The organism is Bradyrhizobium sp. LTSP857, assembly GCF_000938285.1.
GTDB lineage: Bacteria > Pseudomonadota > Alphaproteobacteria > Rhizobiales > Xanthobacteraceae > Bradyrhizobium.
This window is the reverse complement of record NZ_JYMS01000017.1, coordinates 34,766-52,663: the sequence shown is the minus strand read 5'-3', so window position 1 is coordinate 52,663 and position 17,898 is coordinate 34,766. Positions and strand designations below refer to the sequence as shown.

Below are 17,898 nucleotides of genomic sequence, written 5' to 3'. Positions count from 1 at the left end.
TTCGCTCAAACGATGGAGCGCAAGGAGATCAGGCGCGAAAATTTTCGCAGGGCCAATTTTATGGTTAGCAATCGGTAAACGCGGTGCGGATGTCGCGCTCGTGCTTGCGCAGGAGTTGACGAAGCTGCTGGCGCCCGCGCTTGAGCAGCGACTCCACGGCGGCCACCGTGGTGTCCATCACCTGGGCGATCTCGCCGTTGCTCATGCTCTCGTGGTACGAGAAGATCACCGCGATGCGCTGCTGCTCGGGCAGGCGCTGCATCGCGAGCTCCAGCATGCTGTTCAATTCGTTGCGCTCGATGATATCAGCGGCGTCCGGCTGGCCGTCGGCGACTTCCGGCACGGTGTCGACATTCTCGGTGCGCGGCTTGCGGCGCAGATCGATGCAGCGATTGGAGATGACGCGGTAGAGCCAGGTCGAGAATTTGGCGCGGCCGTGCTGCCAGCGTCCGCGATGGCTCCAGATCTTGAGCATGGTGTCCTGCACCACGTCCTCGGCATCCGCCGCGTTGCCGACGATGCGCAGCGCGATTGCGTAGGCGCGATCGATGTGGCGCTCGACCAGCATGCGGAACGCCGCCTCATCGCCGGTGGCAAGCCTGTCCAGGAGTTCGCTGTCTTCGTCGAAGACAATTTCGGCGGCGACCGGCGTGCAATCCGGCGCGAGCGGCACCGACGGCATCACCGGCACGATCTCTTCAGCCGGCACCGTCGTCGTGATCTCGGCCTCGGCGGGAGCCCAGACATCAGCAGCGTAACTCATCCCGCAACCTCCAACCCGCAATGCCAGCGGCGCACATGCCACACGGCTTCCAGGCGTTGAACGCGGGGCCAAAACAATCCAGGCGGAGAATTTTTGTTATTTTTCAAGATGTTAGCCGGTATCTTTTGCCGAGCATCGGGCAATAATTGCCGACTGCGCGCTTCTCTCGCGCATCACACCTGCAATCATCACATCGTCTCGCGCCATGGCGGATCATCCATCCTGAACAGATGTACGTGAGAGAAAACGCTGACATTACGCGGCACTAGGTGACCAAACGCGACACGCGCGCAGCGCATCAAGAAGCGATTGTTTCCGAATGTGAATGAACGCGAGACGACTTCCGCACTCGGCAATTTTTTCCGAATCACCTTTTTCGAACCTAGCGATTTTTTTGAATCTGTCAGTCGTAACGAATACGTTTTTGAATCGCGCGTGAACTTTTTTCGTCGTTGTGGCGCCTGACATGGCGAATACGAACGTTAATCGCTCTGATGGGCGGGGAATCTTGGCATGACGATCGCAACGACCGGCCTCGAGCGCCGCGCGCAAATTGTTTCTGCTTGGTCGTTCGATGTTTTCGATACATTTCTGTTGCGCGCCTGCACGACACCAGATGGCGTATTTGAAAGGACTTACGAGCTTTCTGGCATTTCAAGAACTTGTCCAAATGTTTCTGCGAGTTTCGTTCAGCATCGCATCCAGGCCGAAGCACGCGCGCGCGGGACCGCAAAGGACAAGCGCGGCGCGAGCGAAGTCCACATCGATGAAATCTATTCCTATTTTCCGTTCAGGCTGTTCGGCCTTAAGCGCCGCGATCTGAACGATCTGGCCGAATCAGAGTTTTCGGCCGAGCTCGAGCTCTGCCGCGCCAACCCGGACATGCTTCGGCAATATCTAGACATTAAGCGCGCCGGCCACCGCGTCGGATTCATCTCCGACACCTATTGGGATTCCGATCGACTTGCGCGGCTGTTGCGGGCCTGCCGCCCCGGGCTGACGTGGGACTTCCTGTATGCATCCTGCGACCACGGCAGCGGCAAAGGCGAGGCGCTGTTCGCCAAATACCTGTCCGAGCAGGACATCGACGCGAGCGCGTCCTTTCACGTCGGTGACAACGACAAGGCCGACATCAGGGGCGCGAAGCGCCACGGCATCCGGCCGCGCTATTATCCGCAGGCCACGCCGCAGCTCGCGTCGAAATTCCAGCGCGAGACTGCGGTGTTCGAGCTCCTATGCGAGGGCGCTCCGTCGCGGCTCGATCACGGCGCGCGCACCTTGCGGCGCATGGTCGCCGCGGGCAACGCCGAGAAGTCGCCTGCCTTTCACCTTGGCATGACCGTGATCGGCCCGGTGATGACGACATTCGACGCCTTCATCGCCCGGCGCTGCGATGAGGTTGCGGGCCCCGGCCGAAAGGTCGCCCTCGCCTTCCTCGGCCGCGACGGATTTCTGTCGCACCGGATCTGGCAGGAGTTGCACGGAACGACATCGGCCTATCTCGAGATCAACCGGCGCGTCAGCCTGATCGCCTCGGCCGATACTATGCAGCCGCTCGTCGATCTCCTCGCCAAGATCCTGAAGATCGATGCGCCGACGTTCCGCGACATGATCAAGATCCTGCCGCCGGAGGTCGCCGCGTTCTTCGCGACATCGCCCGACGGCATCGTGACTGGTCCGGAGATCGCCGAGGCGCTGCCCGAGCTGATGGACGCAAGCCAGATTGTCGAGCTTGCCGCGGCTCTGCGCGCGCGGTTGCTTGCCTATCTGCGCCACACGATCCCCGGTTTCGACGAGTGTACCGACCTCGTACTTGCCGATCTCGGTTATTCCGGCAGCGTGCAGAAGGCGTTGCGCCGCGTCTTCGACCTGGCGGGCCTCGAGATCCGCCTCCACGGCGCCTATCTAATTTCGCTCGACGACGCGTTCGACGATGTCGCCGACGACGACACCGCGGCAGGCTTCATCTCGGACTTCGTGGTGACGCCACACATCAAGCGCATGCTGATCCGCAACATCGCGCTCCTGGAACAGATCTGCTGCTCCGCCGATGGCTCGGTCCGGGACTATGACGGCGACCAGGTGTTGCGTGAGATCAATCCGCGCCCGGCAAGCCAGATCGTGCTTGCCGCGGAGATCCAGGCCGGCGCCGTCGCCTTTGCAGACAGCGCCGAGGATGTCGCGCTCGACTTCTGTCTCAGCCCTTATGAGGCGCGCGAAATCGCCGCACGCTGGTGCACGGCAACGCTGGCGCGGCTGTTGCTGTTGCCTGACGAGGACGAGCTGGCGCTGCTCGGCGAGTTGAAGCATGACGTCAATCTCGGGACGCATGCGCTGGCGCCGATGCTCGACGTCGACTTCGTCCGCAATCAGATCACCGCCCGCGGCCTTTCTGCCGCCTGCGCGTCGGCTGCACCGCCAATGTGGCTCGCGGGCAGCTTTGCCCGCCTGTCGCCGTCCTATGCCTATCTTTATACGCTGTTTGGCGCCAACCGCCTGCCGGCGAATGTCTTTGAAGAAAGCCCCTGCGGCGCGGTTCAGATCGGTCTGTTCCGCGCAAATGGCGAAGCGGCACTCGAGAGTGTGTCCGTCCACCACACCGGCCTCGGCGAATTACGCCTGCGCATTCCCCTCTTGCGCACCATGGGCATCGCCACGATCGCGCTCCCGCTGCCGAAATTCGCCCCGGAAGGCCTGCTTCATGGCGTGACCATCCAATCTGGCGACGACGTCCGCGACGCCACCGAGAGCCAGGATGTGACCAGCATCGCCGCCGAGAGCCTGGTCCATGCCGGTGTACAGCGGAACGGCGCGCATTATCGCAGCGAGAACGAGGACGCCTGCCTGCTGATCCCGGTCGCCCCGATGACGCAGGACTTCGCCGTCTATTCGGTCGCGATTACCCCGCTCGGGTCCAGCCTCAAATAGTGCGCCTGATCGCGCCGCCCCGGCCGTTGAAGTCCAAGGCTGGAATCCAAGGTTTGGAATCCGAGCGCTGGCGACGCGAGGGGGCACAGAATTGACGGACGGGACGCACGCAAACCTTGATCGTCTGCTGCAAGCCGGCGGCATCCGGCTCGGCCGGGCCCAGCACGATCGCCTGGGCTGGCTGATCGGCCAGTACGGCGCGCCGACGCTGGACGAGAACACCGACGGACGGCGAAGCGGCATCATCATCCTCAAGGAGCCGCCAAGCGGCGCGGCGGCCGAGCTGTTCTACCGCTCGCTCAATCCCGGCTGTGCCGTCGTCATTCCCTTCAGCGAGAATCCCGGCTTCGATTTCCTCAAGTCCAAGCTGACCGAGTTCGGCACCGTCGGCCCCTGCGGCGCCGACGGCCCGCATGAGATGTGGTGGGGCGGCATCGGCTGGTCGAAGTTCCTCGCTGCGGCCGATAAGTCGGCTGTTCGCCCGCGGATCGTCTCCTGCTACCCGCGCGGCGGCGACACGACTGCGGCCTTCGCACTCCGGCACTCGCTCGAGCGGTTCGATCTCGCCTGTCATATCGAGCCGATCGATACCCAGCTCGGCGACCGCATCCTCTGCTTCGAGAAAGCCGAGTTCATGCTGCGGATGTGGAACAAGTACCGCGAGCCGCTGCTGTTCGTGGAGGCCGGCGCCGTGCTGCGCGAGCCGCCACTGCTGCCGTCGTTCCTCGGCTGCGATGTCGCGCTCCACAAATGGAACCGCTGGGAGATGTCGGCACGCACGCTCTATCTCGGCCGCTCCAATGGCGCCGAGATGCTGCTGCGCACTTGGCAGCAGCTCGCCGCATCTTACCCTGCGATCTGGGAAGGCTATCTGCTCGACCAGGCCTGGAGCCTGACCTCGTCGCAGGTGCCGCTCGACACCGTATGGCTGCCGCGATCCTATCACGCGCTGAAGGGCGATCTCGGCGCAATGCGTGCCACGATCTTGCATGACCAGCAGACGACGACGCTGGAGCTCGGGCCTGATCCGGCCTTCGCAGGCCTCGTTCGCGCGCCCCGCCGCGCCGGCCGCACCGGCGCCCGCGATGCCTTTATGGTGATGACGTCGAAAGCCGAGACCCGCAACGGCATCTCCGTGATTCTGCGCGATATCTCGGCCAGCGACGCGGGCGCTGTCGCCGCCACCGTGGAGGCCGTGACCGGCGCCTACGCCACCGATTGCGGTGGCTACGGTCGGCTGGAGCTGTCGCTCTGCGCCTGGCAGGACGACGTCGGCGCCGCGCGCGACGCCGCGGCGCTGGCGCGTTACCGCATCCTGGAGATCGCACCGGGACAGCGTATCGCCAACGACTTCTTCGCCGCCCACGCATCCGACGATGCGGTCATGACTGCTCGCCACCTCTTCCCCTGAGGGACATCACAGATGCTCAAGACCATCATCCTGCTCACCGACACCGTGCAACAGCAGCAGCCGTTGGCCAATTTGCTCAGAGAACACCATCGCGAGCTCGCCTTCTGCTCCGCGCTACGCGCGTCCGACCTCAGCGCGATCGACCCCGACGTGCTGAGCGAGGCGCGGCTGGTATCCTTTGCCAACGATGTCGCCGTCTCCGAAAAATTCCTGCTCCAGCTCGGCTATGGCGCCTACAAATTCTACGCGGCGCCGGTGCAATATCCGGGCCTGCCACCGGCACCCGACGAGAGCGATGAGGATCCGCGCTGCTACTCCGTCATCGCGCAGTCGATGACGATCTGGCCGGACTTCAAGAAGGTGGTCGGTCTGGAAACCGTGACGATCCCCGACGGCACCGTTCCTGCCGAGCGCGAACGGCTGGTGTTCTCCCGCCTGGCTCACCTGTTCTGGCAGATGTCAGGCATGATCGCCGGCGAAGCGACGGATCTCCCCGCCATCATCGGCTCCAGCGAGAGCCAGCGTCCGACGCTCGCGATGATGAACTGAGCTAGCGCGGAGAGCCGCGGAGCTGCGCCGACAACACGTCACGGTGCTCGGGCGCCGCGATCGCGATCATGCGGCGTGCGCGTTCGGCAAGGCCGCAGCCGCGCAGCTCGGCGATGCCCCATTCGGTCACGATGGCGTCACGGTCTCGACATCAGCGACGATCCGGCTGGTGCCGTCCGAGGCCGTCGCCGGCAGCGCGATGATCGCCCTTCCCCCCGGAGATGCATTGGCGCCGCGCACAAAATCGAGCTGCCCGCCGATGGCGCCGATTGCAATCCCATTCAGCGTCTCGGAATTCACGCTGCCATCGAGCCCGACCTGAAGCGCCGAGTTGATCGCGACCAGCCGGTTGATCCGCGCCATCACGCCTTGGCCGTGCGTATAGGACGTCGGTCGCACCGCAACCGCCTTGTTCTCATGCACGAAGCGGTAGAGCCGCTGCGTGCCAATCACCTGGTTGGTGACCGTGATCCCGGCATCGATCCCCTTCTCCGCATTCGTCACCGCGCCGCGCTCGATCAGATCGACGACGGCGTCGTTGATCAGGCCGGAATGGATGCCGAGATTGCGTACATGCGAGAGCGACGACAGGATCGCGTCCGGAATCCGGCCGACGCCGAACTGGAGCGTGCTTCCGTCGGAGATCAGGCTGGCCGCATGCGCGGCGATGCGCCGGGAGATGTCATCGAGCGGCGGCGACGCCAATTCAACCGGCGGGCGGCTAGCGGCTATGCGCACATGGATCGGTGCGTCCGTGGGCCATTCCGCCCCGAACGTCCAGGGCGCATCCGGATTGATCTCGGCAATCACCATGCGCGCACCGCGTGCGGCATCGATGACATAGTCGTTGGAAAGACTCGCGCTCAGCCGGCCGTCGCCGGACTCCGCGAGTTGCACCAGAACGACATCCGCCTTGTGGCGTCCCAAGGCGAAGTCGGCGCAGAAGGCGCTGTAGTTGCTCGGGATCACGTCGAGCCGCCCGGCCTTGGCGAGCCGCCGGGCATTGCCGATCACGCCATAGCTCTGAAACGAGATGTTAAGCGCGCAGGCCGCGGAGAACGTCTGCGAGAAGATCGGCCCGACCGTCACCCGAAACGCAGGCAGATGCTCAGCCTGGGCAACCAGCGCTTCGGTCAGCGTCAGCGGCTCCGCCGTCGCCTGCCCGCACACGACGCGGTCGCCCTCCCGGATCAGGCCGGAAAAATCGATCGGCGTGGTGTCTCCAAGCATCGTCGATCCTGCCGAACGGTCTGCGCGAAGACTAATAAGACTTCGCCAGTCCGAGCACCTTTTCCGCGATGAAGCTCAGCGCAAGCTGCGGACTGACCGGGGCGATGCGCGGGATCAGGCTCTCGCGCATGTAACGCTCGACGTGGAACTCCTTGGCATAGCCGAAGCCGCCATGGGTCATCACCGACTGCTCGCAGGCGTGGTATCCGGCCTCGCCCGCCAGATATTTTGCGGCGTTCGCGGCAGCGCCGCAGGGCATGCCTTTGTCGTACTGCCAGGCGGCCGACATCACCATCAGCCAGGCGGCCTCGAGCTCCACCCAGTTCACCGCGAGCGGATGCTGGATGCCCTGGTTCTTGCCGATCGGGCGGTTGAACACAACACGTGTCTTGGCATATTCGCTGGCGCGCGACAGCGCGACCTTACCGAGGCCCACCGCTTCGGCCGCGATCAGGATGCGCTCGGGGTTCATGCCTTCGAGGATGTACTGAAATCCCTTACCCTCTTCGCCGATGCGATCCTCCATCGGGATTTCAAAGTCCTCGAAGAACAGCTCGTTGGAATCGACGACCTTGCGGCCCATCTTCTCGATCTCGTGGACCTTGATCTTCTTGCGGTCGAAATCCGTATAGAACAGGCTCAAACCATGCGTCGGCGAGCGCACCTCTTCCAGCGGCGTGGTGCGCGCCAGCAGCAGGATCTTGTGCGCAACCTGCGCGGTGGAGATCCAGACCTTCTGGCCGTTGACAATGTAGCGGTCGTTCTTGGCGACGGCACGGGTCTTGAGCTGGGTGGTGTTGAGGCCGGTGTTGGGCTCGGTGACGGCGAAGCACGCCTTCTCGCGGCCCTCGACCATCGGCGGCAGCATGCGCTTTCGCTGCTCCTCGGTGCCGAACACGACGACGGGGTTGAGCCCGAACACGTTGATATGCACCGCGGAGGCGCCGGACATGCCCGCGCCGGATTCAGCGATGGTGCGCATCATGATCGCCGCTTCGGTGATCCCGAGACCGGAGCCGCCATAGGCTTCCGGCACACAAATGCCAAGCCAGCCGGCATCTGCCAGCGCCTTGTGGAAATCGTGCGGGAAGCCGCCGTCGTGGTCCTTCTTCAGCCAATAGGCGTCGGGAAAGCCTTCGCAGATTTTTGCGATGGCGTCGCGAATGGCTTCCTGCTGATCGGTGAGCGCGAAATCCATGTTGTTGATCTCCTTATTGGGAGCCCCGAGGGCTCCGACCTTAGCGCCCCATCTGCGAGGGCAGCCAGAGAATGATCGAGGGAAACGCCACCAGAATCGCAATCACGAACAGGTGCGCAATGAAGTGCGGGAAAGTGCCGTGAAAGACTTCAGCGACCGGTCGCTTGGCATAGCGGGCGACGATGAAGCAGTTCAGCCCCACTGGCGGCGTGATCATGCCGACCTCGGCGGTGACGATCTTGATGACGCCGAACCAGATGGGGTCGAAGCCGAGCGTCTTGATCAGCGGCAGCACGATCGGCACGGTCAGCACCAGGATCGCGATCTGGTCCATGAAGGAGCCGAGCACGATATAGCCGCACAGAATCAGCGTGATGATCACCCAGCGCGAGGCCGGAAGCGAGCCGACCCAGGCGACGAGGTCCTGCGTCACATGGGTGAGCGTGAAGAAGTAGCCGAAGATCGAGGCACCGACCAGGATCATGATGATCATGCAGGTGCCGTGGCTGGCGCGCAGCAGCGTCTTGTAGAGCGAGGACGGCGTGATCTTGCCCTTGACGATCGCGAGCAGGAAGGCACCGAACGCACCGAAGGCGGAAGCCTCCGTCGGTGTCGCCACACCGAGATAGATCGTGCCGGTCACGATCGAGAACAGCACCACCATCGGCGAGACCTGCCACAGCAGCGCGAACTTTTCCCGCCACGGCACCGATTTCGCGGTCGGCGCGCGCGAGGGATCCTGCCAGACCAGGAAATAGATCGTGGCCATGATGGTGAAGGTGACCAGGATCGCCGGGATGATTCCGCTGATCAGCAGCTTGCCGATATTTACCTCGGCGAGCAGGCCGAAGATGACGAGCGCCACACTCGTGGGCAGTAGCATCGCCAGCGTGCCGGAGATCGCAACGACGCCTGCGGCCATCTTCGGCTCGTAACCCTGGCGGATCATCGCCGGCAGGCTGGTCGAGGACAGCGTCGCGGCTGATGCCGTCGAGGTGCCGCAGATCGCACCAAAACCGGCGCCGGCCAGCGCCGTCGCCATGCCGAGCCCGCCGGGAACGCGGCCGACCCAGGCCGAGGCCGTCTTGAACAAATCGTCTGCGACGCCCGACAGCAGCACGAGATCCGCCATCAGCAGGAACATCGGGATGGTGATCAGCTCATAGGACGAGACGGTGGAGAGCGGAGCTGTTTCCAGGATGCCGAACAGTGTCGGGAAGCCGCCGACCATGACGAGGCCAACCGAGCCGGAAAAGGCCATGGCGAAGCCCACGGGCGTGCCGAGCGCGAGCAGGCCAAACAGCAAAGCGAGAACGATGAGAGGTGTCATGGATATCCGCCGTTACTCAAAGCCGCGCGCTTCGCCGACGCCGGTGACCGGCGGCAGCGGATAGAGATCGCGACCGCTCAGAAGGCTCAGCACATTGCCGATGAGCTGGAGCAACAGCCGCAGCACCAGCACGCCGCAGCCGAGCGGCACCAGCGCCGCGGAGATCCAGGTCGGCCAGGGAATGGCGCCGGAGAGCACATCATGCTGCTCGTAATTCTCCAGCGCGCGCTCGAATCCAACTTTGCAGATTAGGACGAACACGAACAGGCCGGCCAGCGCCGTGATGATCTCGGAGAGCCGTCGTCCCGCCGGCGAGAAGCGCGACAGCAGAATGTCGACACCGACATGGACATGCTCGCGCAAGGCATCCGACAGCGTGAAGAAGAACACGCCGGCGAGGAGATAGAGCCCGATCAGATCATAGGTGAAGGAAAACGGACGGTTCAGCGCATAGCGCATGAACACGTCGGTCACGACCAGCATCATGATCACGAACATGAACACGACCGCGATCACTGTCAGCGCGCGTTCCAGCGTGCCGAGCACATCCCCTGCCCGTTTGATCACCTCGCGCGCCTCCCCTGTTCCGATCCCGAATTACTTGCTGCCGGCGGCGAGCAAGCCTTCGAACTCCTTGAGCGCGGCGGACGCCTGCTTGCCGCGGCTGTCGAGACCGCTGGCCCATTCCTGGCCGACGCCCTTGAGCTTGTCCTTCATCTCGGCGCGCGTGGCTTCCGGCAGCGGATCGAAGCTGACGCCTTCGTCCTGCATCTGCTTCTTGGTGACTTCGCCTTCTTTTTCAACGCCGGCGCAGGCTTGCGGCGTAATCGCTTCGGAGGCCTCATTCATCGCGGTCTTCACGTCGTCGGGCAGCTTGTCCCAGACCGACTGGTTGATGGAATAGGCCACGATGAAGCTGCCGAAGCTGACGCCTTCGGTGGCGTGCTTGACCAGCTTGTCGAGGCCATAGGCCACGACGCTGTCGAGCGGGAACAAGAGACCGTCCATCGTGCCGCGCGACAGCGATTCATAGGCGTCCGGCGCGGCCATGCGCACCGGCACGGCATTGAGCGCGCGCAGTGTGAGATCCTGCGCGCCGCCGGTGGTGCGCAGCTTCAGGCCCTGCATGTCCTTGGTGGTCTCGACCTTCGACTTGACGGTCCACACCTGATAGGGCGGCAGCACCACCGCCATCAGCAGCTTGATCTTGTTGGATGCATATTCCTGCTTGGCCAGCACGCCCTCGCGCGCGGTCTTCCAATAAGCGAGCGTGCCCTGGCAGCTGGTCTGGAATGCGCCCGGCAATTGCGCGACTTCAGACAGCGGCATCTTGTCGGAGACATAGGACGGGCCGATGTAGCCGATATCGACCACGCCGGATTGTGTCAGCCGCAGCATGTCGGCTGCCTTGCCGATCTGCTGGTTCGGATAATAGGTGAAGGTCACCGCGCCATTGGTGCGCTTGGTGACGTCGTCCATCCAGGGCTTCAGCATCAGGCGGACGAGATAGTGGCCAGCGGGGAAGCTGTCGGCGACCTTCAGCTCCAGCGCCTGCGCCGACAGTGTCGAGACCGGCAGCGAAAACGCGAGCAGTGCGGCAACCCGGACCAGATTCGTCTTCATTGGCTTCTCCTTGACGCATCCCCACGCCGAAGGCGGCAGCCTGCTGCTGCCTGCCGTCCGGCCCTCACTCCAATTCTTGCTTGAGATAAAAGTACATATATGTGAATTTATCTGTCAAGTATATGAACTATGCATGGGGCTATGCGTCGCAAAGCGCGATCCCGAATTGACACGCACGATTTATGAATTCTAACTCCACATATGTGAATTCACTCCACGAGGCCCCATGGGACCGCTCGCCGGCTTCACCATTCTCGACCTGACCTCCGTGCTGATGGGCCCCTACGGCACCCAGGTGCTGGCGGACATGGGCGCGGAGGTCATCAAGGTCGAGAGCCCCGAGGGCGATATCGTTCGCCAGATCGGCCCCGGGCGCACGCCCGGCATGGGCGGGATGTTTCTCAATGCCAATCGCGGCAAGCGCAGCATCGTGCTCGATCTCAAAAAGCCGGAGGGCCGCGACACGCTGCTGCGGCTGGCCAAGCGCGCCAACGCACTTGTCTACAATGTGCGCCCGCAGGCGATGGCGCGGCTCGGCCTCGACTACGAGACGCTGGCCGCGATCAACCCCGCCCTCGTCTATGTCGGCGCGTTCGGCTACGGCCAGTCCGGCCCCTATGCCGCGAAGCCCGCTTACGACGATCTGATCCAGGGCGCGGCGACCATTCCCACGTTGCTCGCGGCCGCCGGTGACGGCACGCCGCGCTACGTTCCCGTCACCATCGCCGACCGCATTGTCGGCCTGATGATGGTCAACGCCATCATGGGCGGGCTGATGCATCAGAGCCGCACAGGCATCGGCCAGCGCATCGACGTGCCGATGTTCGAATCGATGACGGAGTTCGTGCTGGTCGATCATCTCGGTGGGCTCACCTACGATCCGCCGCTCGACTATGGCGGCTATGCCCGCCTGCTCTCGCGCTATCGAAAACCCTACAAGACCAGCGACGGCTATCTCTGCGTCCTCGTCTACAACGACAAGCATTGGCGCAGCTTCTTCGAGGCGATCGGCCGGGCGGAATTTTTGCAGCAGCCCCGCTTTGCCAACCATGCCGCGCGCACAAAACATATCGACGAGATCTACGAGGAAATCGGCCACATCTTCCTCACCCGCACCACCGCGGAGTGGCGCGAACTGCTGGAACGCGCCGACATTCCGGTGATGCCGATGCATACGCTGGAAACGATCCTTGAGGATCCGCATCTCCAGGCAATCGACTTCTTCAGGACGGTGGATCACCCCGTGGAAGGCCGCATCCGCCAGATGCGCGTGCCCTCGACCTGGAGCGTGACCCAACCGGAACCGGCCGGCCCCGCGCCGACGCTCGGCCAGCACGGCCGCGACATTTTGGCCGAGGCCGGCTTCTCGACTGAGGAGATCGAAAAGCTCGCAGAGCAGAAGGCAGTTCACCTGGCGGCGCCGCCCTAAGCGCAGCGCCAGCCAAATCGCAGGACACAGGGAGGAAACCGCGATGGCCGGACTTTATTTCGAGGAATTTTCCGTAGGCCAGGAGTTCAGGCATCCGCTGACCCGGACCGTCACGGAGATGGACAACACCATGTTCAGCCTGCTGACGCTCAATCCGCAGCCACTGCACATCGATGCGCATTTCTCGGCCCAGACCGAGTTTGGCCAGCGCATTTTCAACAGCCTTTACACCCTCGGCATCATGATCGGCATGACGGTCTATGATACGACCATGGGCACCACCGTCGCCAATCTCGGCATGACCGACGTCACTTTCCCAAAACCGGTCTTCCATGGCGACACGTTGCGGGCGACGACGAAGGTGCTTTCGTTACGGGAATCCAAATCACGCCCCAAGGCGGGCATCGTCGAGTTCGAACACCACGCCTTGAACCAGAACGACGACATCGTCGGCAAATGCCGCCGTATGGCGATGATGCACAAGAGGCCGGTCTGATGCGTTCGATGCTGTTCGTGCCGGGCGACTCCCCGCGTAAATTCGAGAAGGCGAGCGAAGGCAAGGCCGACGCGCTGATCATCGATCTCGAGGATTCCGTCGTCACCGAGAAGAAGGCGGAGGCGCGCGGGCTGACACTGACGATGCTGAAGGGCTCTCGCGGCCCCCACCAGCTCTATGTCCGCGTCAACGCGCTCGACACCGGCATGACGCTCGCCGACCTCGCCGCGGTGATGCCGGGCAAACCCGACGGTATCGTGCTGCCGAAATCGCAAGGCGGCGACGATGTGCGGCAGGTCGCGACCTGGCTGGAAGCTTTGGAAGCTGCGTCTGACATCACGGTCGGTGCGACGCGTATCGTCTGCGTCGCGACGGAGACCGCCAGCTCAATCTTCGGACTCGGCAGCTATAAAGGTTGCTCCCCTCGCCTCGCCGGCCTGATGTGGGGCGCGGAAGATCTCTCCGCGTCGCTCGGCGCCACCGAGAAGGCTTCGGGCGGCGTATTCCACAGTCCCTATCGCCTCGCGCGCGATCTCTGCCTGATGGCGGCGGCTGCTGCCGAAGTTGCTCCGATCGACACCGTCTATACCGACATCGACAATCTGACAGGTCTTGAGCAGGAAACACGCGCCGCGCGGCGCGACGGATTCTCGGCGAAGGCGCTGATTCACCCCAAACATGTTGACGTGGTCAATGCGGCATTCGAGCCGACGGAAGCCGAGCGCAGCTGGGCGGAGAAGGTGATCGCGGCGTTCGCGAACAATCCAAACTCCGGCACGCTGCGGCTCGACGGCCAGATGATCGACAAGCCACATCTTCGCGCCGCGAAGAAAATCCTCGGCCAACCGTAGAGAGATCGCGCGTCGCGCCAGACGGGACCCATCATGATCGTTCGCCAAGCTGCAAACGTCCTGGAGATCATGGAATTCTTCGCGCAAACGAGGAAGCCGGCGACGCTTGCGGAAATCGCCGATCATTTCGGCTGGCCGCGCTCGTCGACCTTCAACCTGCTCGCGACGCTGTCGGAGAAGGGCTATCTCTATGAGCCGCGGCCGCGCGCCGGATTCTATCCGACTCCGCGATTGCTGGCGATGGCGCAGATGATCTCGGAGGTCGAGCCGCTGCCGCCCTGGACGCACACGCTGGTCGCTGATCTCTCGGCGGAAACCGGCGAGACCGCCTCGATCGTGGCGCCGGCCGGCGTGATGGCGGTGTTCATCGACGTCGTCGAATCCCAGGCCGCGATCCGCTATTTCGCGACCATCGGCCACCGCGTGCCGATCCACGCCACCGCCAGCGGCCGCGCGCTGCTGCTGCAATATTCGCAGGAAGAGCGCGACTCCGTCTACCGCAAGATCGAGTTCAAGCAATACGGCCCGTCGACGCCGATCAGCATCGATGCGGTCGAAGCGGAGCTGCGCAATTCGATCGATCGCGGCTTCTGCCAAAGCTTTGGCGACTACAGCCGCGACCTCGCGGGCGCGGCGATCCCGTTGCCGATCGGCGGACGCAGGCTCTCGGTTGTCGTGGCCGGTCCGGAATTTCGCATCGGCCCGAGGGTTCAGGAGGTCGCTGCGCTGATCGCGCGGACAGTCGATCGGCTGCGGCCAAAGGCAGCGGCGTAAGGCGCGAAACCCTACGGCGCGACCTTGTCGCCGGTAAATCCGCCGCCATCGAGCGCGCGACGGACCGTGCCATCAGCCTTGGCTTCATCGAGGAAATGCGCGGCCCAGGCCTTCGCCACGGCTTTGCCCTTGGGAACGACCACCACCACGCCGGTCGACTGGATCACTTCGTCCAGCACCTTGGTTCCCGGCAACTTTCGCGAAATATCCTCCAACGCGCCCATGCCCATCGCAAGCGCATCGAGCTCGCCCTTGCCGATCAGTTCGGCCGCCTCTTCCGGCTTCACGAACTTTGTCAGCTTGGCCTGCTTCAGCGACTTCTCGACCGTACGTGAGGTTGACGTCCCCTCGATGCAGCCGACCCGCATCCCGGCGCGGTCGACATCGGCAACGGAGCGGATGTCCGAGCCCGCGCGCACGAGATAGCCGCTTAGATACGCGACATAAGCGGGTCCCTGGTCGACGAACGGCTCGCGTTTGGCGTCCGCCGGCATGAAGGAGAGGTCCCAGACGTCCTTGCCGCTCGCTGCGGCAATCTCGTCGGAGCTCTGGTATTCGACGAGTTGCAGCGGAACGTGCAGCTTGTCCGCGGCGGCCTTGGCGAGCTCGACGGTGACGCCGCGTGGCTTGCCCGTCACCGGATCGCGCGTGCTCCAGAACGCCGACGTCGCGGGCCCAACGGCCACCGCCACGCGAAGCGATCCCGTGGGTGCAATGTCGCTCGCACCTTCGGCCTTTGCGCCGGCGACGGCAAAGGCGAGGCTCAACGTGGCTATCACAACATACCGCAACATCTGCACCTCGGGGCTCGAAGAGCTGCCTAGACGATCTTGATCGACATGTCCGGCAAGCCCTCGAGCTTGCACAAGAGCACGTCACCCTTCACCACAGGCCCGACATTTTCCGGCGTACCGGAATAGATGATGTCGCCGGCCTTCAGCTCGAACGCTTCCGACAACTTTGCGATCTGCTCGGCGACGCTCCAGATCATCTTGCTGAGATCCGAGCTCTGCTTGACGGTCCCATTGATCGCCAGTGAAATCGCGCCCTTGTCGAAATGGCCGGTCTTGCTCGCGGGGTGGATCGGGCCGATCACCGCGGCATGGTCAAAGCTCTTGCCGATCTCCCACGGCTTCTTCTCCGCGGCCATGCCGTTCTGAAGGTCGCGCCGCGTCATGTCGAGACCGAGCGCATAGCCATAGACGTGGTCAAGCGCCTTCTCCGCCGGAATGTTGCTGCCGCCGGATTTCAGCGCGGCGACCAGCTCGACCTCGTGATGATAATTCTTGGTCAGCGATGGATAGGGATGATCGGCGACCTCGCCGACCGCGACGTTCTGGATCGCGTCGGTCGGCTTCTGGAAGAAGAACGGCGGCTCGCGGTTCGGGTCGGAGCCGCGCTCGATCGCGTGCGCCGCATAGTTGCGCCCAATGCAGTAGATACGGCGGACCTGGAACACGCTGGTTTCGCCGACGATCGGGATCGAGATCATCGGCACCGCGAACATCGGCTTCGGCCCGGCCTGCGCGGCGGCTGGAGCGCTATCTGCGATACCCGCAGCGGTCATCGCGGCGGCGGCGGTGAGCACGTTACGTCGAGTTGTTTTTGTCATGTTCTTGTTCCCTGGCTTGGGCAGGCGTTTCCTAGGCTATTCTTAGAGCCAGACGCCGCGCAGGCCAATGGCCGTCTGCTACGTCTTAAGTCGCGACCCGATCGAAGAACTTCCGCACCTTCCGCGCGCAGACATCGGGGTCAGTTGCGGCAACGTGGTAGGAATCGCCGGGCAGCACTTCGAGCTTCGAGCCCGGAATCGTCTCCTGCCACGCCTTCACCGAGTCGACACTGCCAAGTCCGGAGCCCGTCGTGGTGATGACCAGCGTCGGGCGTTTGATAGCAGGCAATTCGCCGGTCACGTCGACCGTCGGCACCATCTGGAGGAACGCCTCGAGCGTCGAGGCCTTGGTCTTCGACATCAGCTTGATCCACCAATCGAGCGCTGCCGGCGGCAGCGACGAGCCGAGGCGGCCGGCGGTGGTCTCCCGCACCCAGGCTTCCACACCCTGCTCGCGGATCTGCTTGCGCCAGGTTGGCGCCCGCTCATTAAAAGAGGTCAGAGAGGCCGGCGCACCGACCGCTGCGGTCGCGATCACGCGATCCGGGTGCTTCGCCGTAAGATGCATCGCCAGCGTGCCGCCGATCTTGCCGCCGACCAGGAACACGCGATCGAGCTTCAGCGCGTCCAGCATCCGGATGATATCATCGCCGAGCCCCGCGAAACGATAGACGTAATCGCCCTGCATCGGCGTCGAATCGCCGTAGCCGCGCAGATCGGGACGCACCACGAGATGATGCGTGGCGAAATACGGCACCCAGCGCCGGAATGCCTCACCGCTCTCGGCAAGCCCATGCAGCATCACGACCGGCGGCCTGATGTCCCATGGCAGCAGATAATCGTCGATGCGAACCGCGAGCTCGCAATCGTCGCTGACACCGATTTTCCGCAGTTCGCTCACCATCAGATACACCTCGTTCCACCGCCATCGACATTGATGCAGGTGCCCGTAATGAAGGATGCGCGATCGGAGCAGAGGAAGGCAACAAGACCGGACACCTCGTGCGGCTGCCCGACGCGGCCGAGCGGCACCGAGGCGATTGCCGCGGCATTGGCCGCTCCGCGATCCTGCCCCGCGATCGCCGCGCCCTGCGAGACCAGGCTGTCCCAGCGGTCGGTCTGCACCGGTCCGGGATTGACGCCGGTGACCAGCACATTGTCCGGCGCGCATTCCTCGGCAAGCGCCAGCGTGAAATTCAGCAGCGCCGCGTTGACCGCTCCGCCCGCAAGATAGGCCGCGCGCGGCTGATGGCCGCTACGGCCGATGATGTTGATGACACGGCCCCAGCGGCGGTCACGCATTTCGGGCAGCACGTTGCGCGCGCAGCGCACATAGCCGAGCAGTTTCAGCTCGATCGACTTGGCCCAAATCGCGTCCGGGGTCTCCGCGATCCGGCCCATCGGCGAAGCCCCGGCATTGTTGACGAGAATGTCGATACGGCCGAAGGCATCGCGCGCGGTCTCCATTGCACGGGCGATATCGTCGGGCTTGGTCATGTCGCCAGCACAGGCAATCACGCGCCAGCCGGTCTCGCGCGACATCTCCAGCGCCGCCGTTGACAGCCGCTCGGCGTTGCGCGCGACGATCACGACATGCGCCTGCTCACGCGCGAGCTCGGCGGCAATCGCCCGGCCGATGCCGATGCTGCCGCCGGTGACTACGGCAACCTTGCCGCCCAAGTTCAAATCCATGACGCTGCCATC

The 17,898-nt window shown here is 63.7% G+C and carries 16 protein-coding genes and 1 pseudogene; 7 read left to right on the top strand and 10 right to left on the bottom strand.

The annotated features are described in order from the left end of the window. Positions 1 to 64: 64 nt before the first annotated feature. A complete protein-coding gene (locus UP06_RS08395; protein ID WP_045002025.1) occupies positions 65 to 763 on the bottom strand; it encodes an RNA polymerase sigma factor in 699 nt (232 codons plus the stop codon). Between the two features lie 513 nt (positions 764 to 1,276). Between UP06_RS08395 and UP06_RS08390 the strand changes: the two genes are divergently transcribed. The 3 genes from UP06_RS08390 to UP06_RS08380 all read left to right on the top strand — a co-directional run bounded on the left by UP06_RS08390 (position 1,277) and on the right by UP06_RS08380 (position 5,651). Next, positions 1,277 to 3,691: a hypothetical protein gene (locus UP06_RS08390; RefSeq protein ID WP_045002024.1), complete on the top strand. Its 2,415-nt coding sequence runs from the start codon at positions 1,277 to 1,279 to the stop codon at positions 3,689 to 3,691. 91 nt (positions 3,692 to 3,782) lie between these two features. After that, positions 3,783 to 5,102: a hypothetical protein gene (locus UP06_RS08385; RefSeq protein ID WP_045002023.1), complete on the top strand. Its 1,320-nt coding sequence runs from the start codon at positions 3,783 to 3,785 to the stop codon at positions 5,100 to 5,102. Between the two features lie 12 nt (positions 5,103 to 5,114). Then, complete coding sequence (locus UP06_RS08380) at positions 5,115 to 5,651, top strand: hypothetical protein (RefSeq protein WP_045002022.1); 537 nt, start codon at positions 5,115 to 5,117, stop codon at positions 5,649 to 5,651. A gap of 1 nt (position 5,652) precedes the next feature. Here UP06_RS08380 and UP06_RS08375 read toward each other — a convergent pair. The 5 genes and pseudogenes from UP06_RS08375 to UP06_RS08355 all read right to left on the bottom strand — a co-directional run bounded on the left by UP06_RS08375 (position 5,653) and on the right by UP06_RS08355 (position 11,032). Beyond that, positions 5,653 to 6,881, bottom strand: a pseudogene (locus UP06_RS08375) (acetyl-CoA hydrolase/transferase family protein). A gap of 31 nt (positions 6,882 to 6,912) precedes the next feature. Next, positions 6,913 to 8,079 carry an acyl-CoA dehydrogenase family protein gene (locus UP06_RS08370; RefSeq protein ID WP_045002021.1) on the bottom strand — a complete coding sequence of 389 codons (1,167 nt, stop codon included), beginning with the start codon at positions 8,077 to 8,079 and terminating at the stop codon, positions 6,913 to 6,915. Positions 8,080 to 8,119: 40 nt separating this feature from the next. Then, a complete protein-coding gene (locus UP06_RS08365; protein WP_045002019.1) occupies positions 8,120 to 9,409 on the bottom strand; it encodes a TRAP transporter large permease in 1,290 nt (429 codons plus the stop codon). Between the two features lie 12 nt (positions 9,410 to 9,421). Continuing rightward, positions 9,422 to 9,976, bottom strand: a complete 555-nt coding sequence (locus UP06_RS08360) for a TRAP transporter small permease (RefSeq protein ID WP_156162842.1) — start codon at positions 9,974 to 9,976, stop codon at positions 9,422 to 9,424. A 30-nt stretch (positions 9,977 to 10,006) separates the two neighbouring features. Further along, positions 10,007 to 11,032: a TRAP transporter substrate-binding protein gene (locus UP06_RS08355; RefSeq protein WP_045002018.1), complete on the bottom strand. Its 1,026-nt coding sequence runs from the start codon at positions 11,030 to 11,032 to the stop codon at positions 10,007 to 10,009. 226 nt (positions 11,033 to 11,258) lie between these two features. Here UP06_RS08355 and UP06_RS08350 point away from each other — a divergent pair, with 226 nt between their 5' ends. The 4 genes from UP06_RS08350 to UP06_RS08335 are packed head-to-tail and all read left to right on the top strand — an operon-like array spanning position 11,259 to position 14,582. Further along, entirely contained in the window at positions 11,259 to 12,461 is a 1,203-nt protein-coding gene (locus UP06_RS08350; RefSeq protein ID WP_045002016.1) for a CaiB/BaiF CoA transferase family protein, read from the top strand. Positions 12,462 to 12,477: 16 nt separating this feature from the next. Beyond that, complete coding sequence (locus UP06_RS08345; RefSeq protein WP_349509926.1) at positions 12,478 to 12,957, top strand: MaoC family dehydratase; 480 nt, start codon at positions 12,478 to 12,480, stop codon at positions 12,955 to 12,957. Continuing rightward, positions 12,957 to 13,808: an HpcH/HpaI aldolase/citrate lyase family protein gene (locus UP06_RS08340; protein WP_045002237.1), complete on the top strand. Its 852-nt coding sequence runs from the start codon at positions 12,957 to 12,959 to the stop codon at positions 13,806 to 13,808. The genes UP06_RS08345 and UP06_RS08340 overlap by 1 nt, the downstream gene beginning before the upstream one ends. A gap of 33 nt (positions 13,809 to 13,841) precedes the next feature. Further along, positions 13,842 to 14,582, top strand: coding sequence for an IclR family transcriptional regulator (locus UP06_RS08335; RefSeq protein ID WP_045002013.1), 741 nt, complete (start codon positions 13,842 to 13,844; stop codon positions 14,580 to 14,582). Between the two features lie 11 nt (positions 14,583 to 14,593). On the opposite strand, the gene UP06_RS08330 is transcribed toward UP06_RS08335, so the two are convergent. The 4 genes from UP06_RS08330 to UP06_RS08315 all read right to left on the bottom strand — a co-directional run bounded on the left by UP06_RS08330 (position 14,594) and on the right by UP06_RS08315 (position 17,886). After that, complete coding sequence (locus UP06_RS08330) at positions 14,594 to 15,376, bottom strand: transporter substrate-binding domain-containing protein (RefSeq protein WP_045002012.1); 783 nt, start codon at positions 15,374 to 15,376, stop codon at positions 14,594 to 14,596. A 26-nt stretch (positions 15,377 to 15,402) separates the two neighbouring features. Then, positions 15,403 to 16,194: a fumarylacetoacetate hydrolase family protein gene (locus UP06_RS08325; RefSeq protein WP_045002010.1), complete on the bottom strand. Its 792-nt coding sequence runs from the start codon at positions 16,192 to 16,194 to the stop codon at positions 15,403 to 15,405. A gap of 85 nt (positions 16,195 to 16,279) precedes the next feature. After that, complete coding sequence (locus UP06_RS08320) at positions 16,280 to 17,098, bottom strand: alpha/beta fold hydrolase (RefSeq protein ID WP_045002008.1); 819 nt, start codon at positions 17,096 to 17,098, stop codon at positions 16,280 to 16,282. Further along, complete coding sequence (locus UP06_RS08315) at positions 17,098 to 17,886, bottom strand: SDR family NAD(P)-dependent oxidoreductase (RefSeq protein WP_045002007.1); 789 nt, start codon at positions 17,884 to 17,886, stop codon at positions 17,098 to 17,100. Before UP06_RS08315 ends, UP06_RS08320 begins: the two co-directional genes overlap by 1 nt. Between the last annotated feature and the right edge of the window lie 12 nt (positions 17,887 to 17,898).